Raw genomic sequence first — 22,183 nt, 5'->3', positions numbered from 1 at the left:
CGCGGCCCCGCCCGGAAAGCCCGAACATGAACGTCATTGGCTTTGCCGGCTATTCCGGTTCGGGCAAGACCACGCTGGTCGAAAAGCTGATCCCCGCGCTCAAGGCGCGCGGCCTGCGTGTGTCGGTGGTCAAGCATGCCCACCACAAATTCGACATCGACCACCCCGGCAAGGACACCTTCCGCCACCGCGTGGCCGGCGCCTTTGAGGTGGTGGTGGCTTCGCAAAACCGGATGGCGCTGATGCGCGAGTTTGAAAAACCGGCCGAGATGACGGTGCACCAGCTGATCGCCGAGCTTTACGGTGGCGTGGACTGGGTGCTGGTCGAAGGCTTCAAGAGCAGCGACCTGCTCAAGATCGAGGTCTGGCGCGGCCCCTCGGCCGATTACGCCGGCAAGCCCTGCCTCTACATGGACGACGATTTCATCGTCGCCATCGCCACTGACGCCCCCGACCAACTGCCCCAGGCAACCTTGCGCCCTGTGCTGGATTTGAATGACGGCGATGCCGTGGCCGAGTACCTGGTCAACAATCAGGAACGCTTTGCCTATTCCTTCGAAGACCGCTTCGGCTAGGCTTGGGTAACGGCCAGCCCCAAGCCAGCCAGCTTCGTTCTACTCTGTTCTGTTCATGCCCTTGTTCCGGACACCCCGACCATGAGTTCTGCCTCCACCACCACGCCCGCCTGCCCTGCACCCCAGCCCGGCCGTGCCCCCCTGAAACCGCTGGACCAGGCGCTGGCCGAACTGCTCGCCCGCGCGGCGCCGCTGTCCGGTGTTCAGACGGTCTCCACTTTTGACGCGGACGGCCGCGTGCTGGCCCAGGACCTGGTCTCCAGCCTCGACGTGCCGGCGCACGACAACAGCTCCATGGACGGTTATGCCGTGCGCACTTCCGACTGGGCCGGGGGCGCGGTGCTGCCGGTCGGCCAGCGCATTCCGGCCGGCAGCAGCGGCCATGCGCTGGCGCCGGGCTCGGCGGCGCGCATCTTTACCGGCGCACCCATTCCGCCCGGCGCCGATGCCGTGGTGATGCAGGAAGACTGCGAGGCCGTGGAGGAGGGCGTGCGCATCAAGGCCCAGCCGCAGCCCGGCCAATGGATTCGCCGCCGTGGCGAGGACGTGGCCGCCGGTGCCGTGGTGCTGCGCCGCGGTGAACGCCTCTCGCCCGCCTCGCTGGGCCTGGCCGCCAGCATAGGCTTTGACAAATTGCAGGTCGCGCCCCGGGTGCGCGTGGCCTTGTTCTCGACCGGCGATGAACTCGTCATGCCCGGCGAGGTCGCACCGGCCGACATGAAGCCCGGCGCCATCTACAACTCCAACCGTTTCTTTTTGCGCGCCTTGCTACTGCGCCTGGGCTGCACGGTGACCGACCTGGGCATCGTGCCCGACCGCCTCGACGCCACCATCGCCGCGCTCAAGGGTGCGAGCGAAGCGCACGACCTGATACTTACCAGCGGCGGCGTGTCCGTCGGCGAGGAAGATCACATCAAGCCGGCCGTGCAGGCGCTGGGCGAACTCGCGCTCTGGCAGATCGCGATGAAACCGGGCAAGCCTTTCGCCTACGGCAAGCTCGGTGGCGCGCATTTCATCGGCCTGCCGGGCAACCCGGTATCCAGCTTTGTGACCTTTCTGGTGCTGGTGCGGCCTTTCCTCCTCAAGCTGCAGGGCGCGGCCGAGGTGGCCGCCAGCCCCATCGCATTGCCCGCGCATTTCAACTGGCCCAAGGCCGACAAGCGCCGCGAGTTTTTGCGCGCCAGGCGCAACGCCGCCGGCGGGCTGGAGCTGTTCGGCAACCAGAGCTCGGGTGTGCTGACCTCGGCCGTCTGGGGCGATGGCGTGATCGACAACCCGGCCGGCCAGGCGATTGCCCATGGCGACATGGTGCAGTTCATCCCGTTTTCGGCGCTGATGGCCTGACGCGCCACATCAAGGCCTTCCCATGAAAGTCACCGTCAAATACTTTGCTTCCATCCGCGAAGCCATAGGGCAGGGCAGCGAGCTGCGCGACACCACCGCTACCACGTTGGGGGCCCTGCGCGACGAACTGCTCGCGGCCACGCCCGCCCACACTGCCAGCCTGGCGCGCGGCAGGTCGGTGCGCATGGCGCTCAACCAGGTCATGTGCGATGAAACGGCCGACCTCAGCGAGGGCTGCGAAGTCGCTTTCTTCCCGCCCGTGACCGGCGGCTGATCCTGCCCCTTCAGGCGGCCAGCAGCGCGTCCAGCCCCTGCAGGCGCTCGGCCAGTTCGGTGGAGGCCCGTGTCATCGGGCTACGCAGTTCATTGCGAAGCAGGCCTTGCCCGGCCAGGACGGCCTTGAGCGGCCCGGGGTTGGGCTCGGCGAACAGGCCTTCAATCAGCGGCTGCAGCGGCGCCCACAAGGCCTCAGCCCCTGCCACGTCGCCCGCCCGGATGCGCCGCAGCACTTCCACAAAACGTTCCGTGTGCAGATGGGCCGCTGCCGCAATCGCGCCCCGGCCGCCCTGCGAGGCGGTGGTGAAAATATTCAGGTCCTCGCCCGCCAACACCTGCAAGCGCCCATCGGCAATCAGCGCCCGCGTTTTGGCCGGGTCGCCGCCGCAGTCCTTGAGTGCCTGGATGCGCGGGTGATCGGCCAGCGCCAGGATGGTTTCAAGCTCCATGCGGCTGCCCGTGCGGTAGGGGATGTCATAGAGGATCACCGGCACGGCGCTCACGTCGGCCAGGGCGGTGAACCATTCGATGAGCCCCGCCTGCGAAGGACGGATGTAGCTGGGCGCGGGCAGCAGGATGCCGGCCAGGCCCAGCGTGCCCAGGGCCTTGATGCGCGTGGCCATTTTGCCCAGGTGGTAGCCCGACAGGCCCATGATCATCGGAAGGCCGGGGGCCTCCGCCATCACGGTTTGCAGCGTTGCCAACTGCTCGTCTTCGTCCAGTGCCGCGGCCTCGCCGGTGGAGCCGCAGACCACCAGCCCGGCGATGCCGCTGCCCTTGTAGTGGGCTACAAGGCGCTTGAGTGCGCTGTGGTCGACCTTGCCCTGGTCAAACGGGGTGACAAGGGGGATCCAGAGACCCGAGAAATCGGTGTTGGTTTGATTGGCCTGATCGGCACTGAGCGCTGTTTGCATGAAGACACATCCCAAAAAACTGACCGGCTTGAAAGGCCGCCATCAGAACAAGAGAAGGGTGTCCGCAAAAGACTATGAGAAGTAACCGGCGGTTCCATCGCTCATTCGACGACGGAACCGCAGCCCCGGTCAAATGAGCAACGGTTTTTTCGATTTGCTGGCGCACGCCCCAAGGCCGCGGGCGCTGTCGTGCGTCCGAGTGGCGAAGGAGTGGGTGTGACCAGTCATGCGGCAAATCTTACCGTAGGCGGCTGCTTTGAGGGTGGGCGAGTGGCAAAATTGCCACTATGGCTCCACCGCGCGTCCTGATCACCACCGATGACTTCAACCTTGCCGACGAGGTGGCCGCACTGCGCGCCGGCGACAAGCGGGTGGGTGCCGTCTGTACCTTCACGGGCACGGTGAGAGACCGCAATGACGGCCTGAGCGTCAGCAGCATGGAGCTGGAGCACTACCCCGGCATGACCGAAAAAGCCATAGACGCCATGATCGATGAGGCCTTGGCGCGTTTTGACATCTTCGGCGCGCGTGTGATTCACCGCGTCGGCCTGCTGCAGCCGCTGGACCAGGTGGTGATGGTGGCCGTGACCTCTGCGCACCGCGGCGAAAGCTTCAAGGCCTGCGAGTTCCTGATGGACTACCTCAAGACCCAGGCGCCGTTCTGGAAAAAAGAACAAACGCCCGAGGGCGCGCGCTGGGTCGATGCGCGTGTTGCCGACGACGCGGCGCTGGCCAAATGGGGCATCACGGCGCCCAATGCCTGATGCTCAGTAGCTGACCGGGTCCCGGTACGCGGCTTCGTCGTGAATCGCCCAGTAGGCCTCATACAGCCGCGTCGTGATGGGGCCGGGGAACTGCGGCAGCGGCACGCCATCAAGCTTGGCAATCGGCAAAATGCCGCCGCCGGTCGAAGTTAAAAACACTTCGTCGGCACTGCGCAGCAGCACGGTGGGTACCGGCGCTGCCCTCAGCGGGATGTCCAGGCGCCCGCACAGCTCCATCGCGGTGCGCCGCGAAATCCCTTCAAGCACGCCCTGGTCGGCCGTGTACACGATGCCATCCTTGGCCATGAACACGTTGAAGCCCGGGCCTTCGGTGATGTTGCCGGCAGCGTCCACCACGCAACTGGTGTCGCGCCCACGGTCGTAGGCGTCGAACATGGACTGCACCATGTCCATCCAGTGGTAGTTCTTGACCGTCGGGTCCACCGAGGCCGCCGGAATGCGTTGGCGGTCGCTGATGTGCAGGTCCAGTCCGGCCAGCTGCTTTTCGCGCGAGGCGATCCATACATAGGGCAGGGCATAGGCGTAAAACCGGTTCTGCGCCAGGCGCGGGTCGCGCGCGCCGCGCGGCGGCACGCCGCGGGTGCAGACCATGGCGACGTAGGCGTCCTGCAGCCCGCCGGCGCGCACGCAGGCGTGCAGGATGTCCCGCAGCTCGCCGCGGCTATAGGGAATGGCCAGGTGCATTTTTTCCATGCTGCTGAAAAAACGCTCGATATGGTCGCCGAGCCGGAAAAAAGCGCCTTGCCAGGTGCTGGCCACGTCGTAGGTCACGTCCGAGCGGGTGAAACCCCAGTCGAACAGGGATATCTTGGCTTCCGACAGGGGAACGAATTCGCCTTCGACAAAGGCGCAGCCGCCCTCGAATTCACCGGTATTGACCTTACGCATGGCGGTTTTCCTTGAGTTAATTTGGGATGGGATGGGAGGTTGCGAATTAATTGTACGAAGTTCAATATTAATTGAACGCTTTTCAATAAACCATAAAATGGCGCATTATTTCTGCTTCTGGAGACCGCCTTGCCCACCAAACCGCCTCCACCCCGCCGCGCCGGGCGTCCGCGCAAAACCGGGGACGCGGCAGGCGGCGCGGCGCTAAGCCGCGAGTCCATCCTGAAGGCCGCGCTGGCCCTGATAGACCGCCAGGGTCCGCATGCCTTCAACATCCGGGAGCTGGCCCAGGCGCTCAGGGTGTTTCCGTCGGCGATCTACTGGCATGTGCCCAGCCGCAATGAACTGATTTCCGGGGCGGTGGCGCTGGCCATGAATGGCGTGGCCGACGACCTGGTCCCGGGCCGCTGGCAGGACCGCCTGGCCGCCTTGCTGCGGCGCTACCGCGAGGTGCTCAGGCGCCACCCCAGACTGGCCCCGCTGGTGGCCAGCGAACTGATCTACAACGCGACCTTCGACGCCACCATGCTGGACCATCTGGTGCAATTGCTCGAAGACGCCGGTTTTGCGGGCGCCGATCTGGTCGATGCCTACAACGTGGTGTTTGCCGCGATGTGCGGCTTCGCGACCATGGAGCTGTCCACCGCGCCGGCCGAAGACGCCCAGGCCTGGGAAAGTGCCTGCCGCGCCCAGATCGCGCGCGTCGATGCCGTTCGCCAGCCCGCGCTTGCGCGGCACCTGGGCGCGATGCAGAACCGGGCCTTTGTGCTGCGCTGGTCCAGCGGAGACGGCCAGCCGCTGGATAGCGGTTTCGAGGCCTGGGTCGACGTGATCGTGCGCGGCGTGGAGTCGCGGGCCAGGGCCTTGCGCACCGCGGCGAAAGCTTCAGGGCCTGCGAGCTCCTGATGGACTATCTCAAGACCCAGGCTCCTAGTTCAGGTACCGGGGCCTTTCGGTGGGGTCGGGCGTCTCGGGCTTGTCCGGGCTTTCCTGGATACCGGCGAGCGATGGTGATTTGAGCCACTGGGATTTTTTGAGGCACTTGTTCAGGAGCTGCAACAAACCTTGCGCAAGCTGGGTGGTGATGGCGATCCGCACATGGCGCCCCGGCTCCGGCAGTTTTTCGTTGAAGTCCAGCTGCAGCTTGCCGGACTTCAACAAGGCCAATTTGACTTCCGTCACCAGCAGCGGCTCCTTTCCCTGCGGCAGCGCGGCCTCCTTGGCCTGGTAGGGTGTCTTGAAATCGCCGGCGTAAGTCAAAGCTTCTTTTTTGAAGTTTTCCAGCATGCGCCGGCGCTGGACGTCCTGCGGCGTCGCCAGATCGATGTTTTCAGCCTGCTGGGCCAACTGGTCGGCGGCGGTTTGAGTCAGGACCGGCATCAGGGAGAGTGTCATGCGGCGGGTCAGCCACAGGCGCAACTCCTCGCTGTCATGGCTGCTGATGCGCACCAGCAGCCTGTCCTGCTCCTGGTGGTAGGTCACCGAGACCTGGTGGATGTTCATGGGGTGATTTTATGGGTCGCCGGAAGAATGCTTGAAAACCAGCCCCGGCTCCCCAGATACTGTGCAACACCCATCCTGATGGGCTTGGAGCCAGGCCTGCAGGAATCCACGGAGCCCTATTCATGCGACAAGACAAACTCACGACCAAGTTTCAGGAAGCCCTGAGCGACGCGCAATCTCTCGCGCTGGGCAATGACAACGGTTACATCGAGCCGGTTCACCTGCTGGCTGCCATGCTGCGCCAGGAGGACGGCCCGCGCGCGCTGCTGGAAAAGGCCGGCGTCAACGTGGGCGGCCTCACGCAGGCCGCCGACGCCGCCGTCAAAAAGCTGCCCCAGGTGCAGGGCCAGGACCAGATCCAGGTCGGCCCCGAGCTTGCCAAGCTGCTGCAGGCCACCGAAAAAGAAGCCATCAAACGCAACGACCAGTTCATCGCCGGTGAACTCTTTCTGCTGGCCGTGGCCGACAGCAAGAGCGACGTGGGCCGCCTGGCCAAAGAGAACGGCCTGACCCGCAAGGCGCTCGAAGCGGCGATAGACGCCGTGCGCGGCGGCCAGGGCGTGAACAGCGCCGACGCCGAAGGCCAGCGCGAAGCCCTCAAAAAATACTGCATGGACCTGACCGAGCGCGCCCGCCTGGGCAAGCTGGACCCGGTCATAGGCCGCGACGATGAAATCCGCCGCGCCATCCAGGTGCTGCAACGCCGCACCAAGAACAACCCCGTGCTGATCGGCGAGCCCGGCGTCGGCAAGACCGCGATTGTCGAAGGTCTGGCCCAGCGCATCGTGGCCGGCGAAGTGCCCGACTCCCTCAAGGGCAAGCGCGTGCTTTCGCTCGACATGGCCGCGCTGCTGGCCGGCGCCAAGTTCCGCGGCGAGTTTGAAGAGCGCCTGAAAACCGTGCTCAACGAACTGGCCAAGGACGAAGGCCAGACCATCGTCTTTATCGACGAGCTGCACACCATGGTGGGCGCCGGCAAGGCCGAGGGCGCGATGGACGCCGGCAATATGCTCAAGCCGGCGCTGGCGCGCGGCGAGCTGCACTGCGTGGGCGCCACCACACTTGACGAATACCGCAAGTACATTGAAAAAGACGCCGCGCTGGAGCGCCGCTTCCAGAAAATCCTGGTGGGCGAGCCCACGGTGGAGGCCACCATCGCCATCCTGCGCGGCCTGCAAGAGAAATACGAAGTGCACCACGGCGTGCAGATCACCGACCCAGCCATCGTGGCCGCGGCCGAACTGAGCCACCGCTACATCACCGACCGCTTCCTGCCCGACAAGGCCATCGACCTGATTGACGAGGCCGCCGCCAAGATCAAGATCGAAATGGACTCCAAGCCCGAGGTCATGGACAAGCTCGACCGCCGCCTGATCCAGTTGCAGATCGAGCGCGAAGCCGTGCGCCGCGAAAAAGACGAAGCTTCGCAAAAACGCTTTGACCTCATCGAAGAGGAAATCACCAAACTGCAAAAAGAGATCTCCGACCTCGACGAAATCTGGCAGGCCGAAAAAGCCCAGGCGCTTGGCTCCAAGGACGTCATGGAAGAGATCGACCGCATCCGCTTCCAGATCGAGGAGTTCACCCGCAAGGGCGACTTCAACAAGGTCGCCGAGCTGCAATACGGCAAGCTGCCTGAGCTCGAAAAGCGCTTAAAGGAAGCACAGGACAGCGAAGCCAGCAAGGGCAAGTCCAACGCGCCCACGCTGCTGCGCACCCAGGTCGGCGCCGAAGAGATCGCCGAGGTCGTGGCGCGCGCCACCGGCATTCCCGTCAGCAAGCTGATGCAGGGCGAGCGCGACAAGCTGCTGCAAATGGAAGGCAAGCTGCATGAGCGTGTGGTCGGCCAGGACGAGGCCATCAGCGCGGTGGCCAACGCCATACGCCGGTCCCGCTCGGGCCTTTCAGACCCGAACCGCCCGACCGGCTCCTTCCTGTTCCTGGGCCCCACGGGCGTGGGCAAGACAGAGCTGTGCAAGGCGCTGGCCGGCTTTTTGTTCGACAGCGAGGACCACCTGATACGCGTCGACATGAGCGAATTCATGGAAAAGCATTCGGTGGCCCGCCTGATAGGCGCACCCCCGGGCTATGTGGGCTATGAGGAGGGCGGCTACCTGACCGAGGCCGTGCGCCGCAAACCCTACAGCGTGCTGCTGCTCGACGAAGTCGAAAAAGCCCACCCCGACGTGTTCAATGTGCTGTTGCAGGTGCTGGACGACGGCCGCCTGACGGACGGCCAGGGCCGCACGGTGGACTTCAAGAACACGGTGATCGTCATGACCAGCAACATCGGCTCGCCCATCATCCAGTCCATGGTCGGCAAGCCCACGGAAGAGATCAAGGACGCGGTGACGGAGGAGCTCAAGAATTACTTCCGCCCCGAATTCCTGAACCGGATTGACGAGACCGTGGTGTTCCACGCCCTGGATGCGAAGAACATCGAGTCCATCGCCCGCATACAGCTCAAGGTGCTGGTCGCCCGCCTGCGCAAGATGGACCTCGCGCTGGACGTGTCGGAAGCGGCAATCGCCGAGCTGGCCAAGGTCGGCTTCGACCCGGTCTTCGGTGCCAGGCCGCTCAAGCGCGCCATCCAGCAGCGCATCGAGAACCCGCTCAGCAAGTTGCTGCTCGAAGGGCGCTTCCCGCCCAAGAGCACGATACCGGTGGACGTGGACCCGATCCGCGACCCGGGCGTGTTCAGGTTCGAATCGACGGTTCACTAACCAAGGTTCACCTGCGACGATTTCATGGTGAACCTCACAACCCGCTCCGGCTCTCGCCGGGGCGGGTTTTTTTATGGCCGTGCCAAGAGGCTATGGGAAGTGCTGGAATCGTCCTACAACTCCACCGCCGTGCGCGGCCTACCATGGGCGTCTACCCACCGGATACGCCATGCCTAACCGCCTTGCCCGCGCCGCGCTGCGCACCGCCTGCCTGGCGGCTGGGCTGGCTGCGGGCGCACAAGCCGGCGCGCAGGCCCCGGATGCCAAGGACCAGGAGGTACGGACCCTCAAGCCGGTGACGGTCAGCGCCAAGGCCAACAGCGATCCGGTCGAGAAGTCTTACCGGAAAATGATTCGCGGCATGGACCTTTTCGAGCGCGAAAAAAGCCTGGCGCCCAATGCCTCGCTGCGCTTCAAGCTGCTGCCGCGCCGGCGCGAGACCAATATGAACGCGATTTCCATCGAAGTGATTGGCACGACCATGGACTTTCCCGTGGCCATCGCACCCGACCGGACTTTCAGCCTGCCACGCGACCCCAAGGCTTTCGCCGAAGATGCGCAGGTCATTCCGAACCGGAAAGCGCAGAGCATGACGTGGCGCACCGAGATTCGCACGCCGGGCCTGCCGCCGGGTGCACGGCGCCTGGGCGATTTGCGGCTGGAGTGCAGGGTGGGCATGGAGGCCGGCCTGGTCTCGCGCGGCGGTGGTGTGGTGGACCGGATCGCCGGTGCCGTGTTTGACACCCCGGCTTATTGCGACAAGAAGGTGCCGCTCTACCTGTTTTTTTCGGAGCGCCCGCTTTTCAGCGTGACGCTCACGGCGGGCGAGCGCCGGGAAGTCCTGCCCCTGGCCATGCTGTATGCCGCCGCGAGCGACGACCCCAAGCTGGACAAGGACCTGCCCGACTGCGACTGCGAGGTGCTGGTGGACCGCACCTACTTCCTGCCGCTGGGCGACCGCAGCTGGCCTGATGACACGCTGGTTGAGTTTGACTATATGGAGGGTGGGTGATGGCGCCCGGCAAGCTCTTTGTGTGCGTCAGCCTTGTGCTGGTGGGTTGCGCGACGCCTCCGGATGAAACGCGGCCGCCTTTTCGCGACAGCCAACTGTCCATGCAAGGCGCGCAAGCCATGGTGCTCCCCGGGACCAGCACCAAGGCCGACGTCACCGCCGCGCTGGGCCCCGCCACCGTGGTCCGCTTTGACAGCGGCTACGAAGTCTGGGCTTACCGCGAAAAGCCCCCCAAAAGCGAAATACCGGGCGCCGAGTTTGTGATCCTGTTCACACCCTCAGGCATCGTGCAGAAAACCCGGATACGTCCGCGCTACGAGGTGCCCGCGAAGTAGCCAAGTAGCCGGTTCAGTCGCCCAGGCCCACGAAGATATTCTGCACGTCGTCATTCGCATCGACGGCGGCCAGGAAGGCTTCGACTTCTTCGAGTTCGGCGGCGCTCAGGCTGGCCGGGCTGATGGGGTTTTTGGCCTTGTAGCCCAGCTTGGCCGACAGCACGGTAAAGCCTTGCGCGGGCAGGGCGCGGCTCACGATGTCCAGGTCGGCGTGGTCGGTCAGGAAGGTCGTCGTGCCCTCTTCATGGCCCGGCTCAAAGTCCTGGGCGCCTGCTTCAATCGCGGCGAGTTCCGGGTCCGCGCCGGCAACTTGCGGCTCGGCTTCAATCATGCCCACGTGGTCGAAGTCCCAGGAGACCGAGCCCGAGGTGCCCAGATGCCCCTTGCGGAACAGCACGCGAATTTCCGAGGCCGTGCGGTTGAGGTTGTCGGTCAGGCATTCGACCATGAGCGGCACGCGGTGCGGCGCAAAGCCTTCATAAATGACGTGCTCGAAATGCACGGTGTCGCCGGTCAGCCCGGCGCCTTTCTTGATGGCCCGCTCCAGCGTGTCCTTGGGCATGGAAACCTTGCGGGCCTGCTCCACCACCAGTCGCAGTCGCGCGTTCGAGGCCGGGTCCGGGCCGTTGCGCGCCGCCACCATGATTTCCTTGGCCAGTTTGCCGAATAGCCGGCCTCTGGCGTTCGCGGCCAGTTCCTTGCCTTTTGCTTTCCATTGCGCGCCCATGTCTGTTCTTCCTTGCTGTTGTCGTGTCCGGGGTGGGCCCTGCGGCATGGCGTGAAATACGCGCCGCGGGCCGGGGGGGTCTCCGGTTATACACCCAGAAGGCGCGGCCGTAACGGTAGGACGGCACCGACGCGAATTTCAGCGTCCATCCGCCGGGCCCGCCATGACAGCGCGCTATCTTGGGCCTTGGCAACACGAAAGGATGCGACATGCCACAAGGTGATAAATCAGTCTATACCGGCAAGCAAAAACGCAAGGCGGAGCACATCGAGGAAGGCTATGAAAAACGCGGCGTCGGCAAGGAAGAGGCTGAGCGACGCGCCTGGGCCACGGTGAACAAGGAATCCGGCGGCGGCAAAAAATCCGGCTCGGGCCGCGGCAAGGCGGAAAACCACGCAGCCTCGCGCAAGGGCGGGCGGCTGGGTGGCGCGGCAGCGGCTTCACGCAGCGCGGCCGAGCGCTCCGCCTCGGCCAAAAAGGCCGCGGCGACCCGCAAGCGCAACGCTGCTTCGAAGTAAGGTTTACTTGACCGGGATCACGGTGCCGGCCGGCACCGGAACGGCCGTCACGCTGTTTTGCGGCGAGCCTTCAATGACGCGGTCCGAATAGGTCAGGTAGACCAGCGTGTTGCGCTTGGTGTCTATCATGCGCACCACGCGCAACTTCTTGAAAACCAGCGAGATGCGCTCGCTGAACATCTCTTCCTGCTTGTCCAGCGGCTTGTCGCCAAAGCTGATGACGCCGGTCTGCCGGCAGGCGATGGAGGCCTCGGCCTTGTCCTCGGCCAGGCCGAAAGCGCCCTTGAGCCCGCCGGTCTTGGCGCGCGACACATAGCAGGTGACGCCGGCGACCTTGGGGTCGTCATAGGCATCGACCACGATCTTGTGGTCAGGGCCTATGAACTTGAACACGGTGTCCACCGCGCCGATTTCCTCGCCGCCCGCGCCGCCGCAGGCGGACAGGAGCAGTAGCAGGCTCAGTGTGCTGAAGGCAGGGCGCAGGCCCCGGATGTATTGACGGGTCATTGGATATCCCTCCTGATATGTGTTGGATGCCGTGGGCTCTCACGCGGCCCGGGTTTCTAATGTACAAAACCCGTGCGTCGCACAAGCCGTCCTTGAAGCCGCCCTTGTGCAAGAAGGGCAAGCAAATGTCAATTCAAGGCTTTAAAAGCTCAAAAAAGCCGCTGGCCAGGCGCTCGCCATTGACCATGATGTCCACCTCGTGGCGGCCGGCATGGTGCACGCGCGTCGTGAAGTCGCGCACCACCTGGCTGCGCGAAAGCTGCAGGCTTTGACCCGGCGCGAGGTCCAGCTCCTTGAGCTTGAAGACCTTGGCCGAACTACCGCCGGATTTTTTGACGTAGTGGATGGTGTAGTCCACCACCAGGCGCTGGCTTTGGCGAGAGGTGGACTGCAGCGTGAACGAGAGTTCCAGCCGCTCGCCCAGCGTGAGTTTTTTCGGGCTGACGGAAAAGCCGCTGATGCTGACGGCCGCTTTTTTGCCCGCGCCAATCACGCCCAGCGCCTGTTTGTCGCCCTGCTTGATCAGCGTGCGCAGCGCATGCCGTGCGATCCACGCGGTATGCGGGTTCTCCAGTGGCCAGCTTTTCAGGCGTTTGAGCACCCACGCCGGGTGCAGCTTGGTGATGTCGTTGAGGTGGTTGGCCACCGACTTGCGCACGTAAAGGCTGTTATCGGCCTTGAGCGTATCCAGGATGGGCGCGGCCAGCTCCGGATCGGCCATCAAGGCATCCAGCCTGAAAGACCAGGGCAGGCGAGGGCGGCTGCCTTCGCTGGCCAGGCGGCGCACATGCTCGCTCTCGTCCTTGGCCCAGGTCTTCATCACCGCCAGCGTGCGCGCCGGGTCCTGGCGGATGAACTCGCGGATGGCGAACTCCGAGCTGCCGAAGGCGGTGAAAAATTTGAGCGCCTCCATGGAGGTGTCAAAGTCCTCGCGACCATACAGGCCCACATAGTCCGGCAATACCAGGGTCACAAAGCCGCTGTTGATGCGCGGCGCGAGCTTGCGCAGGATGGCGATGCTCTTGCGGTAGTCGGCGGGCAGCATGGCGTGCAGGCATTCGCTGGTGCGCCGCAGGCGCTGCATCAGCGAGAGCTCATCCAGCCCGGGCAACGCCAGCGCCAGAAATTGCTTGCTGTCAAAACGCGGGTAGACCGCCGCAGTCTCCACAGCGATGTGGCGATAGCGCGCGGGATCGAAGATGTTTTTGAGAGCGGGCGCGGCGGTGTCGGGCATGGCGACCGATTCTGCCACCGCGCGCTTTTCCGGGCTTAAAGGTTTTCCAGTCGGCTTAGCTGCGCGCGCAGACTGTCCAGTTCATCCATCAGCTCCAATGCCAAGGCCGCGCCGGCCGGGTTCACCCCCAGGTCGCGCTGCAGCCGCACGGCCACCGTGGCGCGGTGCAGGTGCACGCCGGTGAAGCGCCAGACCTCAGGCGCCGCTCCCAGGGGCGCGAGTACGCCTTCGTGCACCAGGTCCACGATGAGGTCCGATTGCGCGGCGCATGCCCGGCAGAGGTCGTCGAGCGTGAGTTCCTCCTGCTCTTCCAGGATGAAGCCGGCGAGGTAGCGGGTAGGGGTGTTCATGCCTTGCCTCCGGGGTTTTGCAGGCCGGCGCGCGGCCTGAAGGCCTTGAACGTCGCCGCCATGTTTTCATACGCTTTTTTTGCCGCATCCGTGTCGGCGGCCGGCAGGACGACCTGCAGCACAAAGTAAAAGTCCCCGGGCGTTTTGCCCGGCAGCCCGCGCCCCTTGAGTCTGAGCTTGCGCCCGCTGGCCGAGCCCGGCGGGATTTTCAGCTCCACCTCGCCTGTGGGCGTGGGCGCTTCCACCTCGGCGCCCAGCGCGGTTTCCCAAGGCGCGACGGGTAGGGTCATGTACACGTCATGGCCCTCGGCGCGGTACAGGGCATGTGGCAGGAATTCCACGTCCAGGTAGAGGTCGCCGGCGCTGCCTTTGCCGATGCCGGGCGCACCCTGGCCCGCCAGGCGGATGTGCTGGCCGGCGCGTATGCCCTTGGGAATCACGAATTCGATGGTCCGGTCCTGCATCGTCACGCCGGTTTCGTCCTCCACCGGCATGCGCAGCTGCAGCTTGCGTGTCGCGCCGCTGTAGGAGTCGCCGATGTCGATCTGGATTTTGGCGTGCTGGTCCTGGCCGTGCATGTCAAAGCCGTGGCCGCCGCGCATGCCGCCAAAGCCGCCCCGGCCTTGCGGCTCGCCGCCCATGCCGCGGAAGATGGCGTCGAAAAAGTCGCTGTGGTCGAAACCTTCGGCACCGCCAAAGTGGCCGCCGGTGGCGCCGCCCGAAGCCCGCCCCGGGTTCCAGCCCGGCGGCGGACGGAAGTCCTGCCCGGCCTGGTAGTCGGCACCCAACTGGTCGTAGGCGGCGCGCTTTTCAGGGTCGCGCAGCACCTCGTAGGCTTCGGCGATTTCCTTGAAGCGCGCCTCGGCGTTTTTTTCCTTGCTGACGTCCGGGTGGTATTTGCGCGCCAGCTTGCGATGGGCTTTTTTGATCTCGTCGGGCGTGGCGCTGCGCTCCACGCCCATGACCTTGTAGTAATCCTTGAATTCCATGAAACACTTTCATCAGGGATGGGTTAGGTGCCAGCCATCTTGGCGCATAAACGCCGGCCTGGCTGTCAGCCAAATACGTCAGGTTTTATATAGGGGCGGCGGCCTCAGGGTCAACCCGGGGTAGCGCTGGAGTTGCGCCCCTACTGTGCGGCCCCGGCGCTCCCTATCATGGCCGGATGATTTCCAGCACCCCCCGGACAGCACTTCGCACCCTGTTTGACGCCCAGCACCAGGCCAGCCGCGCCCAGGCCGAAGTGCCGCTGGCACTGCGCCGGGAGCGCCTGCTGCGCATACGCGCCTTGCTGGACCAGCACGGCGCCGAGCTGGCGCAGGCCGTCAATGCCGACTTCGGCGTGCGCTCGCCGCAGCTCACCGAAATCGCCGACATTTTTGTGCTGCGCTCGCTGCTGTCCAGCACGCTCAGGCAGCTGTCCCGCTGGATGAAGCCCGTCAAGGTGCGCACGCCGCTGTACCTGCAGCCCGCGCGCGCCTACCTGCAGCGCCAGCCGCTGGGCGTGGTGGGCGTGATCTCGCCGTGGAACTATCCGGTGCAGCTTTCGCTGGGCCCGGTCATCACGGCGCTGGCCGCGGGCAACCGCGTGATGCTCAAGCCCAGCGAACTGACGCCGCGCACCTCGGAGCTGCTGGCTATGCTGCTGGGGCAATCCTTTGCGCCCGACGAGCTCTGTGTGGTGCAGGGCGATGGCCAACTGGCCGCCGAATTCGCCGGCCTGCCGTTTGATCACCTGTTTTTCACCGGCTCCACCGCCGTGGGCCGCAAGGTGGCCGAAGCCGCCGCCGCCAATCTGACGCCGACCACGCTGGAGCTGGGCGGCAAGTCCCCCTGCATCATCGATGCCTCCTGCGACATCGACAAGGCCGCCATCAAGATCGCGCACGGCAAGCTGCTCAACGCCGGCCAGACCTGCATCGCGCCCGACTATGTGCTGCTGCCCCGGGGCAGCGAAACGGCGTTCGGCGAGGCTTTTGCCCGCGCCGTGGCAACCCTGTTTCCGACCATCACCGGCAACCCCGACTACGCGGCCATCATCAGCCCGCGCCACCTGGAGCGGCTGCAGGCGCTGCTGGCGCAGGCCGAAGGCGAGGGCGCGCGGCTGCAGACCATAGCCCCAGGTGCCGCCGGCGTGGGGGCGGCATCACGCCAGATGGCACCGGTGCTGGTGTTCGATGCCCCCGCCGGCTCGAAATTGCTCAGCGAGGAAATCTTCGGCCCCATACTGCCGGTGATTCCCTACACGGCCATCGATGAAGCGATCCGCTACATCAACGCCAGGCCGCGGCCGCTGGCGCTGTACTGGTTCGGCACCGACACCGGCTCGCGCGACCATGTGCTGGCCAACACGGTGAGCGGCGGCGTGACGGTGAACGACACGCTGATGCACATCGCCCATGAAAACCTGCCCTTTGGCGGCGTGGGTGAAAGCGGCTGGGGCTCTTATCACGGCGAAGCGGGGTTTCTGCGCCTCTCGCAGCAAAAGCCGGTGATGGTGCAGTCCAAATGGGCGCGGGGGGATTTGTTTTACCCGCCGTATGGCAAGCGCTTTGAGCAGGTCATGGGATTGCTCAAGCGATTGATTTGAGTTTGGCTAACGCGTGGCCCCAAACACCTGAACCCAGTAAATTCCCTGGCTGCTCTGCTTGTTCACCACAAAGGCGGAGCCCATCTCGCTGAAAGCCGGCGACATGATGTTGGCGCAATGGCCGGGGCTGTTGATCCAGCCGCGTACCGCCGCATCGGCGCTGAGTTGGCCGGCGGCGATGTTTTCGCCGATGGCGTGCCAGGGGTAGCCGGCACGCGTGGCGCGGCCATCCACCGTGCTGCCGTCGCGGCCGGTGTGGCTGAAGTAGTTGTTGCGTGCCATGTCGGCGGCATGCATGTTGGCGATTTCGTACAGCGTGGCGTTGAGCCGCAGCGGCGGCGCCGGTGCGAAGGCCTTGTCGCCGCAGTGCTGCGGCCTTGAGCGCGCCTCATTGACGAGCGCCAGCACCCGGGCCTGCACCTCGTCAGCTTCTGCTGCGGCGGGCGGCGCAAAGGGTTCGGCCAGCACCACCCAGGTTTGCGTGCCGCGCTGGTGGAAGCCCGCTTCCTGCAGTTCCGCTTGCAGGGCCGCGCCGCAGGTGCTTCCCAATGCTTTCCGTGTCAGTGCCGCCGTTCCTGTGGAACCCCGCACGGTGATCACCACGGTGCGCAGTGCGCGGTAGTCCGCAGCGTGGAGTGCGGCTTCGAGCTTGCGGCCGCCGGCGACCAGCGCCGCGGCGCGCGACAGTGCGGCGTCTTCGCGCAGCGGGGCGGCTGGCCGGCTGCCTTTGCCGCAACCCTGCTGGCGCACTGAGTTCAGCGCGCGCAGCAGCGGTGGATGGTCCTGCGCTTGCGCCAAGCCGGTGGCGCCCAGGAGTGCGGCCAGCGCCGCCCAGCGCGTTATATGCGGCCATCCGCCTTGTGCTCTTGCCCGCTTGCTGAAGAAATGCATGGCCCATGATAGCCAGCCGTACCGTGGATGCTGCGACTGTTTCTGGGCCTGGCCATAGTGCCAGGTTGATGTTCGCGCAGCCAAAGCCGATAAGATATTTTTTTAAACCCCGAACCCTTTTGGCAAAAGCAGGCCTCTTTGTCAGCATCACAACAGCCAAGGAGTTCCCGATGTTTTTCCTGCAACGAAACCTTCCCGCCTGGGAGCGGGCCCTGCGCCTGGGCGGAGCGCTGCTGTTGGCTTGCGCCGGCCTGCTGTGGCTGCCGGCCGGCTGGCCCGTGGCGCTTGCGCTTGGCGGTGCGCTGATGATGGGCCTGACGGGCATCATCGGTTTTTGCCCCGCCTGCGCCCTCGTGGGCCGCAGGCCCGTGGCCAAAGGCAAGCCATGAAAGCAAGCGCCCAACTGGTCGATGCCGCACGGGGCGGCGATACGCAAGCCATCGCCCAGCTGCTCACGCAATGCCAGCCCGACCTGAAACGGTTCGCCCGCCGCACCTGTTCCACGGCCGAGGATGCGGAAGATGCGGTGCAGGCCGCGCTGTGGCAGCTATACCGCAAGATAGGTGCGTTGCGCACGGCGGCGACTTTCGCTGTCTGGCTGTTTCGCATTGTCGAGCGCGAATGCTTTCGCCTGTTTCGCGGCCGCAAAGGCGCGCAGGTCGACGATGGCGCCGATGTCCAGGCTGTCGCCGCGCCGTCGCTGCCGCTGGACCTGCGGCTGGATTTGAGCCGGGCCATCGCAGCCTTGCCCGAAGCCTACCGTGAGGTGCTGCTTTTGCGCGACGTGGATGAGCTCACTGCCCCCGAGGTGGCCCGGCAGCTGGGCCTGAGCGTGGACGCAGTGAAAAGCCGGTTGCATCGGGCGCGCGCCATGGTGCGCGAGCGCCTCATGGCCAGCGGCTACTGGAGCAAGGACGGTGCAACGGAGGGCCTGTCATGAGCGCGGGTTACCAGTCTCCCCGGGATCTGCAACTGGCACCCGCCCTGGTACGGCTGGCGCCCACCGAAGCCCAGGCTTTCCTGGCTTACGACCATGCGGCCAAGCGCGAGGGCGGCTACCTGGAGCCCCGTGTGCGCGAATTGGTCTCGCTGGCGGTGGCGCTCACCACGCAGTGCGGCTATTGCCTCGACGTGCATACGCGGGCGGCGAAGCGGCTGGGCGTGACGCGCGAGGAACTGGCCGAGGTGGTGTTCGTCGCCGCGGCCGTGCGCGCGGGCGCCAGCGTGGGCCACGGCCTGCTGGCCCTGCGCCTGTTTGATGAAGGGGAGAACCAGGGGCAGAAGGTACCGTCCGGCGGCGATGGAAGGGATGGGCAAGCGCCTTAGTCCACCCTTAGAATGGCCCCCAAAATAACTGGAGGGGTGAGCCATGCCTTTTGTCGGATTGGGATTGCATTTCTTTGTGGCGGTGTTTTTCGCCGTCCACGCCCTGCGCAGCGGCCAGCAGCTTTACTGGCTGATCATCCTGTTCTCCTTCCCGCTGCTGGGCAGCATCGTCTACTTCCTGGCGATCTACCTGCCGGACTCGCGGCTGGAACGCGGCGCGCGCCAGGTGGTGGCCGCCGCCGCGAAGACGCTCAATCCCACACGGGAACTCAAAGAAGCGTATGCCGCCTTCGACTACACCCCGACCGCGCAAAACCAGATGCGGCTGGCCGCCGCGCTGCTGGAGGCCGGCCAGGCGCTGGAAGCCGCTCAAAGTTACGACGCCTGCCTCAAGGGCCCGTTCGCGTCCGACCTTGAAATCAGGCTGGGTGCGTCGCGTGCCTATTTCGCCTGCGAGCGCTACGCCGAGGCCGTCACCCACCTGGAGTTCATCCGTCAAACCGATGCCGGCTTCCGGGCCGAACAGGTAGCCTTGATGCTGGCCCAGGCTCTCGCAGGCGCGGGCAGGAGCGCCGAGGCAAGGGCGGAATTCGAATCGGCGGTAGAGCGTTTCGGCAGCTTTGAAAGCCGCGCCGAATACGCCATCTGGGCCGCGAGCACCGGTGACACCGCTACCAGCGGGCGCCTGCAGGTGGAACTGCAGCGCTCCATGGACCGCTGGAACAGGCATACCCGCGAACTCAACAAGCCCTTGCTGCGCCGCCTGAATGCGGCATTTGAGAGGCGCTGACAGGGCGCCTCCGCCCCGGCTATTGCCAGCCTCCATCGCATGCGCCTGGGCCGCCCCTCATTCAAAGTCCGACTGCTGGTGATGCTGGCGGTTGTTCCGCTCATCACCTGGTTCGCGGTCAAGCCGGTGCGGGTGGTTGAGCCCCGGCTGGCGGGTGTGCACTGCGTGAGCGCGACGGTCTGCATTGACGACCTCGCGCGGGTGGAAGAGGCCGCAGGCCTGTACGCTGAAGCCATGGCATTCGTGCCAGATCTGCTGGGCTCGTTCAAAGGCAGGCCACGCGTGATCTTTTGCGCGACGCAAGCCTGCGCCGATGCGTTCGGCCTTGATGCGCGCGCGGCGGTCACTGTGGGCACGATGGGCACGGTGATAGGCCCGCGCGCCTGGGCGTCTTTTTTTGTGCGCCATGAGCTGATCCATTACGCGCAGGCCGAGCGCCTGGGCACCTTGCGCCTGCTGTTCAAGCCGCAGTGGTTTGTGGAAGGCATGGCTTATGCGCTCAGCCAGGACCCTCGCGAGCCGCTGACTGAACCCTTTGAGAGCCAGCGCCGGCGCTTTCGGGCCTGGTATGCCGCCGTTGGAAAGCAAGGGCTTTGGCAAGCGGCCCGGGACCTTTAAGCCCTGATGGCTACTTCTGGAAATGGCTGGGCGGCTGCCCCATCGCCGCCTTGAACATCGCGGTGAACGCGCTGTCGCTCGCATAGCCGCTGGCCGCCGCCACCGTGCTGACCGACAGCCCGCGCGTAAGCAGGGGCAGGGCATGGGCGAGGATGGCCTGCTGGCGCCACTGCTGGTAGCTCAGGCCCAGCTCGTCGCGAAACAGCCTGGCCACCGTGCGCTCGCTGGCGCCGGTGTCTGCCGCCCATTCGGCCAGCGTGGCCCGCTCTGAGGGCGCGCGCAGCACGGCTTCGCACAGGGCGCGCAGCCGCTTGTCGCCCGTTTGCGGATGCGGCATGGGCACGCCCAGCGCCTGGATGTCGGCATGCGTGAGTTCGTCCAGCACCAGGCCGCTGAGGAGCTGCTCGCGGGAGGGGGCCAGTGGGTTCCCTGGCGAGGCCGCGTCCAGCGCGCTGATCGACTCGCGCAGCAGCGGCGACACCACCAGCACGCGGCAGCCGCTCCAGCCCTTGGGCGTGGCGCTGGCGTCGATATACAGCGTGCGGAATTCGGCGGCTTCCAGCACGGTGATGTGGTGCAGCGCGCCGGGCGCGATCCAGACCGCGCGCGAGGGCGGCACGATGTAGGTGATTTCGCCGCCCGCGCCGTCGCTTTCGGCCGTGACCTGCACCACGCCGGTGGCGCAGTAGGCCAGTTGCGCCCAGGCATGGGAATGCGGCTCGAAGTGGGTGTCGGCCGGCATGGAGCGGGCGCGTACGCGCACCGGCCGCTTCGGGCTGGGTGTGAAGCTGTCGGTGTCGCCCACCGGCATCAGGCGAAGAGCGGTGTTACGCGGCATGGCGAATCACGATCCGGGAGACTAGGATGGCTTGGAAGGTTTTGTCTGAAATTCGATGAATCATGGCTATTTGTCGCATTTCAGCAGGCAAGGCCAATACTACGATAGCGCCATGAATACTTCAAGCACAGCGGCCACGCCCGCCGGCAACGCGACGTCACTCAAACAGGACGCCAGCGTGATCGGCCTGGTCGGCACCGCCCACCTGATCAGCCACTTCAGCCAGCTGCTGCTGGCGCCGCTCTTTCCCTGGCTCAAGGAAGCCTTCAACGTCAGTTACGCCGAGCTCGGCTTCCTGATGACCATCTTCTTCGTCGTGTCCTGCGCGGTGCAGGCCTTGTCGGGTTTTGTGGTCGACCGCTTCGGCCCGCGACCCATCCTGTTCGGCGGCCTGACGCTGCTAGGCCTGGCGGCTTTTGGGTACTCCATCAGCACCAGCTACTGGATGATGGCCGGCTTTGCCGTCATCGCCGGCATTGGCAACGGCGTGTTCCACCCGGTCGACTACACGCTGCTCAACCGCAAGGTCAGCGCGCCGCGCCTGGGCCATGCCTACAGCGTGCACGGCATCACCGGCAGCCTGGGCTGGGCGCTGGCGCCGGCCATGCTGGTGCCGCTGACCTTCGCGTTTTCCTGGCGCGCCGCGCTGGCCTGCGCGGGCGTGCTGGCTTTCGTGGTGCTGGCGGTCTTGGTCGCCAACCGCGACAAGCTCACACTGACCGAGACGGCGCCGGCCAAGGGTGCGCCCGCAGCCGACGGTTCGCTGGGCTTTTTGAAGATACCCGCGGTGTGGATGTGTTTTGCCTTTTTCTTCTGGTACGCGATTGTGCTCAGCGTGGTGCAGGCCTTCGCGCCCGAAGCCGCGCGCCACCTGCACGAGGTGCCGCTGCCGCTGGTCGCGATGTGCCTGACAATCTACATGGTCTGCAGCGCCGGCGGCATGGTGTTCGGCGGTTTCCTCGCGTCGGACCCAGCGCGCTGCGAGCGCATCGTGGGCGTGGGCTTTGGCGTGGCGGCCGTGTTCGCGCTGCTGCTGGCCCTGGGCAGCTACCCGGCCTGGGTGGTGCCTGTGCTGTTCGGCATCATGGGTTTTGCCTCGGGTATTGCCGGGCCGTCGCGCGACCTGCTGGTCAAGCGCTCGACGCCCGAAAATGCCTCGGGCCGGGTTTACGGCGTGGTCTACGCGGGCCTGGACATAGGCCAGGCGGTTTCGCCCCTGATCTTCGGCGCGATGATGGACCACGGCCAGTACCGCGGCGTGCTGCTGGGCCTGGCACTGATGCAGGCCGTGCTGATTGCCAGCGCCTTCAATGTGCGGCGTGTGCGCCGCACGGCGCTGCCGGCGGCGGGGCAGGTACCGGCCTGAATCCCGGGCCCTGGCAAGGGGCCCGTGTGCGCAACAGCAACGGTTTTTTGCTGGACTGGCGCGCGCCCATGGG

Annotated in this window: 24 protein-coding genes and 2 pseudogenes; 17 read left to right on the top strand and 9 right to left on the bottom strand. The window is 65.5% G+C overall.

Annotated elements, in window-relative coordinates:
* Window positions 1-23 precede the first annotated feature (23 nt).
* From mobB to AC1DXS_RS18295, 3 genes and pseudogenes are all read left to right on the top strand, one after another.
* Window positions 24-575, top strand: a pseudogene (mobB, locus tag AC1DXS_RS18305) (molybdopterin-guanine dinucleotide biosynthesis protein B); the annotation flags it as partial.
* 81 nt (window positions 576-656) lie between these two features.
* Complete coding sequence (locus AC1DXS_RS18300; RefSeq protein WP_477738896.1) at window positions 657-1,919, top strand: molybdopterin molybdotransferase MoeA; 1,263 nt, start codon at window positions 657-659, stop codon at window positions 1,917-1,919.
* Between the two features lie 22 nt (window positions 1,920-1,941).
* Complete coding sequence (locus AC1DXS_RS18295) at window positions 1,942-2,193, top strand: MoaD/ThiS family protein (RefSeq protein WP_477738895.1); 252 nt, start codon at window positions 1,942-1,944, stop codon at window positions 2,191-2,193.
* A 10-nt stretch (window positions 2,194-2,203) separates the two neighbouring features.
* Here the strand turns inward: AC1DXS_RS18295 and dapA are convergent, their stop codons facing one another.
* The gene (gene dapA / locus AC1DXS_RS18290) at window positions 2,204-3,109 is read right to left on the bottom strand and encodes a 4-hydroxy-tetrahydrodipicolinate synthase (protein ID WP_477738894.1); all 906 of its coding nucleotides are present in this window, start codon (window positions 3,107-3,109) and stop codon (window positions 2,204-2,206) included.
* Window positions 3,110-3,396: 287 nt separating this feature from the next.
* Between dapA and AC1DXS_RS18285 the strand changes: the two genes are divergently transcribed.
* Window positions 3,397-3,873, top strand: a complete 477-nt coding sequence (locus AC1DXS_RS18285) for a molybdenum cofactor biosynthesis protein MoaE (RefSeq protein ID WP_477738893.1) — start codon at window positions 3,397-3,399, stop codon at window positions 3,871-3,873.
* A gap of 3 nt (window positions 3,874-3,876) precedes the next feature.
* Here AC1DXS_RS18285 and AC1DXS_RS18280 read toward each other — a convergent pair whose 3' ends face one another.
* The gene (locus tag AC1DXS_RS18280) at window positions 3,877-4,782 is read right to left on the bottom strand and encodes an aminotransferase class IV (RefSeq protein ID WP_477738892.1); all 906 of its coding nucleotides are present in this window, start codon (window positions 4,780-4,782) and stop codon (window positions 3,877-3,879) included.
* 129 nt (window positions 4,783-4,911) lie between these two features.
* Here AC1DXS_RS18280 and AC1DXS_RS18275 point away from each other — a divergent pair, with 129 nt between their 5' ends.
* The 5 genes and pseudogenes from AC1DXS_RS18275 (at window position 4,912) to AC1DXS_RS18255 (ending at window position 10,355) form a co-directional block, all read left to right on the top strand.
* The gene (locus tag AC1DXS_RS18275) at window positions 4,912-5,688 is read left to right on the top strand and encodes a TetR/AcrR family transcriptional regulator (RefSeq protein ID WP_477738891.1); all 777 of its coding nucleotides are present in this window, start codon (window positions 4,912-4,914) and stop codon (window positions 5,686-5,688) included.
* Window positions 5,649-5,801: pseudogene (locus tag AC1DXS_RS18270) on the top strand (molybdenum cofactor biosynthesis protein MoaE); the annotation flags it as partial. The gene AC1DXS_RS18275 and the pseudogene AC1DXS_RS18270, both read left to right, overlap by 40 nt.
* Before the next feature lie 606 nt (window positions 5,802-6,407).
* Window positions 6,408-9,008, top strand: a complete 2,601-nt coding sequence (clpB, locus tag AC1DXS_RS18265) for an ATP-dependent chaperone ClpB (RefSeq protein WP_477738890.1) — start codon at window positions 6,408-6,410, stop codon at window positions 9,006-9,008.
* 169 nt (window positions 9,009-9,177) lie between these two features.
* Window positions 9,178-10,020, top strand: a complete 843-nt coding sequence (locus AC1DXS_RS18260) for a hypothetical protein (protein ID WP_477738889.1) — start codon at window positions 9,178-9,180, stop codon at window positions 10,018-10,020.
* Window positions 10,020-10,355, top strand: coding sequence for a hypothetical protein (locus tag AC1DXS_RS18255; RefSeq protein WP_477738888.1), 336 nt, complete (start codon window positions 10,020-10,022; stop codon window positions 10,353-10,355). Before AC1DXS_RS18260 ends, AC1DXS_RS18255 begins: the two co-directional genes overlap by 1 nt.
* 13 nt (window positions 10,356-10,368) lie before the next feature.
* On the opposite strand, the gene AC1DXS_RS18250 is transcribed toward AC1DXS_RS18255, so the two are convergent.
* Window positions 10,369-11,082 (bottom strand): YebC/PmpR family DNA-binding transcriptional regulator, encoded by a 714-nt coding sequence (locus tag AC1DXS_RS18250; protein ID WP_477738887.1) that lies wholly within the window; start codon window positions 11,080-11,082, stop codon window positions 10,369-10,371.
* Between the two features lie 209 nt (window positions 11,083-11,291).
* Between AC1DXS_RS18250 and AC1DXS_RS18245 the strand changes: the two genes are divergently transcribed.
* A complete protein-coding gene (locus AC1DXS_RS18245) occupies window positions 11,292-11,600 on the top strand; it encodes a plasmid stabilization protein (protein WP_477738886.1) in 309 nt (102 codons plus the stop codon).
* Between the two features lie 3 nt (window positions 11,601-11,603).
* On the opposite strand, the gene AC1DXS_RS18240 is transcribed toward AC1DXS_RS18245, so the two are convergent.
* From AC1DXS_RS18240 to AC1DXS_RS18225, 4 genes are all read right to left on the bottom strand, one after another.
* Window positions 11,604-12,107, bottom strand: coding sequence for a CreA family protein (locus AC1DXS_RS18240; RefSeq protein WP_477738885.1), 504 nt, complete (start codon window positions 12,105-12,107; stop codon window positions 11,604-11,606).
* A gap of 133 nt (window positions 12,108-12,240) precedes the next feature.
* A complete protein-coding gene (locus AC1DXS_RS18235; protein ID WP_477738884.1) occupies window positions 12,241-13,341 on the bottom strand; it encodes a DNA alkylation repair protein in 1,101 nt (366 codons plus the stop codon).
* 35 nt (window positions 13,342-13,376) lie between these two features.
* Entirely contained in the window at window positions 13,377-13,691 is a 315-nt protein-coding gene (locus AC1DXS_RS18230) for a chaperone modulator CbpM (protein WP_477738883.1), read from the bottom strand.
* Complete coding sequence (locus tag AC1DXS_RS18225; RefSeq protein ID WP_477738882.1) at window positions 13,688-14,680, bottom strand: DnaJ C-terminal domain-containing protein; 993 nt, start codon at window positions 14,678-14,680, stop codon at window positions 13,688-13,690. The genes AC1DXS_RS18230 and AC1DXS_RS18225 overlap by 4 nt, the downstream gene beginning before the upstream one ends.
* A 176-nt stretch (window positions 14,681-14,856) precedes the next feature.
* Here AC1DXS_RS18225 and AC1DXS_RS18220 point away from each other — a divergent pair, with 176 nt between their 5' ends.
* Complete coding sequence (locus tag AC1DXS_RS18220) at window positions 14,857-16,281, top strand: coniferyl aldehyde dehydrogenase (RefSeq protein ID WP_477738881.1); 1,425 nt, start codon at window positions 14,857-14,859, stop codon at window positions 16,279-16,281.
* Window positions 16,282-16,287: 6 nt separating this feature from the next.
* Here the strand turns inward: AC1DXS_RS18220 and AC1DXS_RS18215 are convergent, their stop codons facing one another.
* The gene (locus AC1DXS_RS18215) at window positions 16,288-17,172 is read right to left on the bottom strand and encodes a CAP domain-containing protein (protein WP_477738880.1); all 885 of its coding nucleotides are present in this window, start codon (window positions 17,170-17,172) and stop codon (window positions 16,288-16,290) included.
* 170 nt (window positions 17,173-17,342) lie between these two features.
* Here AC1DXS_RS18215 and AC1DXS_RS18210 point away from each other — a divergent pair, with 170 nt between their 5' ends.
* From AC1DXS_RS18210 to AC1DXS_RS18190, 5 genes are read left to right on the top strand one after another with little or no spacing between them, the layout of a single operon-like run.
* Window positions 17,343-17,561 (top strand): YgaP-like transmembrane domain, encoded by a 219-nt coding sequence (locus AC1DXS_RS18210; protein ID WP_477738879.1) that lies wholly within the window; start codon window positions 17,343-17,345, stop codon window positions 17,559-17,561.
* The gene (locus tag AC1DXS_RS18205) at window positions 17,558-18,112 is read left to right on the top strand and encodes an RNA polymerase sigma factor (RefSeq protein ID WP_477738878.1); all 555 of its coding nucleotides are present in this window, start codon (window positions 17,558-17,560) and stop codon (window positions 18,110-18,112) included. Before AC1DXS_RS18210 ends, AC1DXS_RS18205 begins: the two co-directional genes overlap by 4 nt.
* Window positions 18,109-18,498 (top strand): carboxymuconolactone decarboxylase family protein, encoded by a 390-nt coding sequence (locus AC1DXS_RS18200; RefSeq protein ID WP_477738877.1) that lies wholly within the window; start codon window positions 18,109-18,111, stop codon window positions 18,496-18,498. The genes AC1DXS_RS18205 and AC1DXS_RS18200 overlap by 4 nt, the downstream gene beginning before the upstream one ends.
* Before the next feature lie 43 nt (window positions 18,499-18,541).
* Window positions 18,542-19,288: a hypothetical protein gene (locus AC1DXS_RS18195; RefSeq protein ID WP_477738876.1), complete on the top strand. Its 747-nt coding sequence runs from the start codon at window positions 18,542-18,544 to the stop codon at window positions 19,286-19,288.
* A 39-nt stretch (window positions 19,289-19,327) separates the two neighbouring features.
* Window positions 19,328-19,906 carry a hypothetical protein gene (locus AC1DXS_RS18190; RefSeq protein ID WP_477738875.1) on the top strand — a complete coding sequence of 193 codons (579 nt, stop codon included), beginning with the start codon at window positions 19,328-19,330 and terminating at the stop codon, window positions 19,904-19,906.
* Window positions 19,907-19,916: 10 nt separating this feature from the next.
* Here the strand turns inward: AC1DXS_RS18190 and AC1DXS_RS18185 are convergent, their stop codons facing one another.
* A complete protein-coding gene (locus tag AC1DXS_RS18185; protein ID WP_477738874.1) occupies window positions 19,917-20,744 on the bottom strand; it encodes an AraC family transcriptional regulator in 828 nt (275 codons plus the stop codon).
* Between the two features lie 112 nt (window positions 20,745-20,856).
* Between AC1DXS_RS18185 and AC1DXS_RS18180 the strand changes: the two genes are divergently transcribed.
* Window positions 20,857-22,110 carry an MFS transporter gene (locus tag AC1DXS_RS18180; protein WP_477738873.1) on the top strand — a complete coding sequence of 418 codons (1,254 nt, stop codon included), beginning with the start codon at window positions 20,857-20,859 and terminating at the stop codon, window positions 22,108-22,110.
* Window positions 22,111-22,183 lie beyond the last annotated feature (73 nt).

The organism is Polaromonas sp. P3_B1, from assembly GCF_056402935.1.
The sequence above is the reverse complement of the archived record's forward strand: the minus strand, read 5'-3'. Positions and strand labels throughout refer to the sequence as shown.

Excerpts from the sequence above, each read along its gene's own strand:
- AC1DXS_RS18245 (WP_477738886.1), top strand. The coding sequence starts at position 11,292 with ATGCCACAAGGTGATAAATCAGTCTATACCGGCAAGCAAAAACGCAAG.
- AC1DXS_RS18180 (WP_477738873.1), top strand. The coding sequence starts at position 20,857 with ATGAATACTTCAAGCACAGCGGCCACGCCCGCCGGCAACGCGACGTCA.
- AC1DXS_RS18285 (WP_477738893.1), top strand. The coding sequence starts at position 3,397 with ATGGCTCCACCGCGCGTCCTGATCACCACCGATGACTTCAACCTTGCC.
- AC1DXS_RS18185 (WP_477738874.1), bottom strand. The coding sequence starts at position 20,744 with ATGCCGCGTAACACCGCTCTTCGCCTGATGCCGGTGGGCGACACCGAC.
- AC1DXS_RS18210 (WP_477738879.1), top strand. The coding sequence starts at position 17,343 with ATGTTTTTCCTGCAACGAAACCTTCCCGCCTGGGAGCGGGCCCTGCGC.
- AC1DXS_RS18250 (WP_477738887.1), bottom strand. The coding sequence starts at position 11,082 with ATGGGCGCGCAATGGAAAGCAAAAGGCAAGGAACTGGCCGCGAACGCC.
- AC1DXS_RS18200 (WP_477738877.1), top strand. The coding sequence starts at position 18,109 with ATGAGCGCGGGTTACCAGTCTCCCCGGGATCTGCAACTGGCACCCGCC.
- AC1DXS_RS18255 (WP_477738888.1), top strand. The coding sequence starts at position 10,020 with ATGGCGCCCGGCAAGCTCTTTGTGTGCGTCAGCCTTGTGCTGGTGGGT.
- AC1DXS_RS18295 (WP_477738895.1), top strand. The coding sequence starts at position 1,942 with ATGAAAGTCACCGTCAAATACTTTGCTTCCATCCGCGAAGCCATAGGG.
- AC1DXS_RS18300 (WP_477738896.1), top strand. The coding sequence starts at position 657 with ATGAGTTCTGCCTCCACCACCACGCCCGCCTGCCCTGCACCCCAGCCC.
- AC1DXS_RS18225 (WP_477738882.1), bottom strand. The coding sequence starts at position 14,680 with ATGGAATTCAAGGATTACTACAAGGTCATGGGCGTGGAGCGCAGCGCC.
- AC1DXS_RS18280 (WP_477738892.1), bottom strand. The coding sequence starts at position 4,782 with ATGCGTAAGGTCAATACCGGTGAATTCGAGGGCGGCTGCGCCTTTGTC.
- AC1DXS_RS18235 (WP_477738884.1), bottom strand. The coding sequence starts at position 13,341 with ATGCCCGACACCGCCGCGCCCGCTCTCAAAAACATCTTCGATCCCGCG.
- AC1DXS_RS18220 (WP_477738881.1), top strand. The coding sequence starts at position 14,857 with ATGATTTCCAGCACCCCCCGGACAGCACTTCGCACCCTGTTTGACGCC.
- dapA (WP_477738894.1), bottom strand. The coding sequence starts at position 3,109 with ATGCAAACAGCGCTCAGTGCCGATCAGGCCAATCAAACCAACACCGAT.
- AC1DXS_RS18260 (WP_477738889.1), top strand. The coding sequence starts at position 9,178 with ATGCCTAACCGCCTTGCCCGCGCCGCGCTGCGCACCGCCTGCCTGGCG.
- AC1DXS_RS18205 (WP_477738878.1), top strand. The coding sequence starts at position 17,558 with ATGAAAGCAAGCGCCCAACTGGTCGATGCCGCACGGGGCGGCGATACG.
- AC1DXS_RS18215 (WP_477738880.1), bottom strand. The coding sequence starts at position 17,172 with ATGCATTTCTTCAGCAAGCGGGCAAGAGCACAAGGCGGATGGCCGCAT.
- AC1DXS_RS18195 (WP_477738876.1), top strand. The coding sequence starts at position 18,542 with ATGCCTTTTGTCGGATTGGGATTGCATTTCTTTGTGGCGGTGTTTTTC.
- clpB (WP_477738890.1), top strand. The coding sequence starts at position 6,408 with ATGCGACAAGACAAACTCACGACCAAGTTTCAGGAAGCCCTGAGCGAC.
- AC1DXS_RS18240 (WP_477738885.1), bottom strand. The coding sequence starts at position 12,107 with ATGACCCGTCAATACATCCGGGGCCTGCGCCCTGCCTTCAGCACACTG.
- AC1DXS_RS18230 (WP_477738883.1), bottom strand. The coding sequence starts at position 13,691 with ATGAACACCCCTACCCGCTACCTCGCCGGCTTCATCCTGGAAGAGCAG.
- AC1DXS_RS18190 (WP_477738875.1), top strand. The coding sequence starts at position 19,328 with ATGCGCCTGGGCCGCCCCTCATTCAAAGTCCGACTGCTGGTGATGCTG.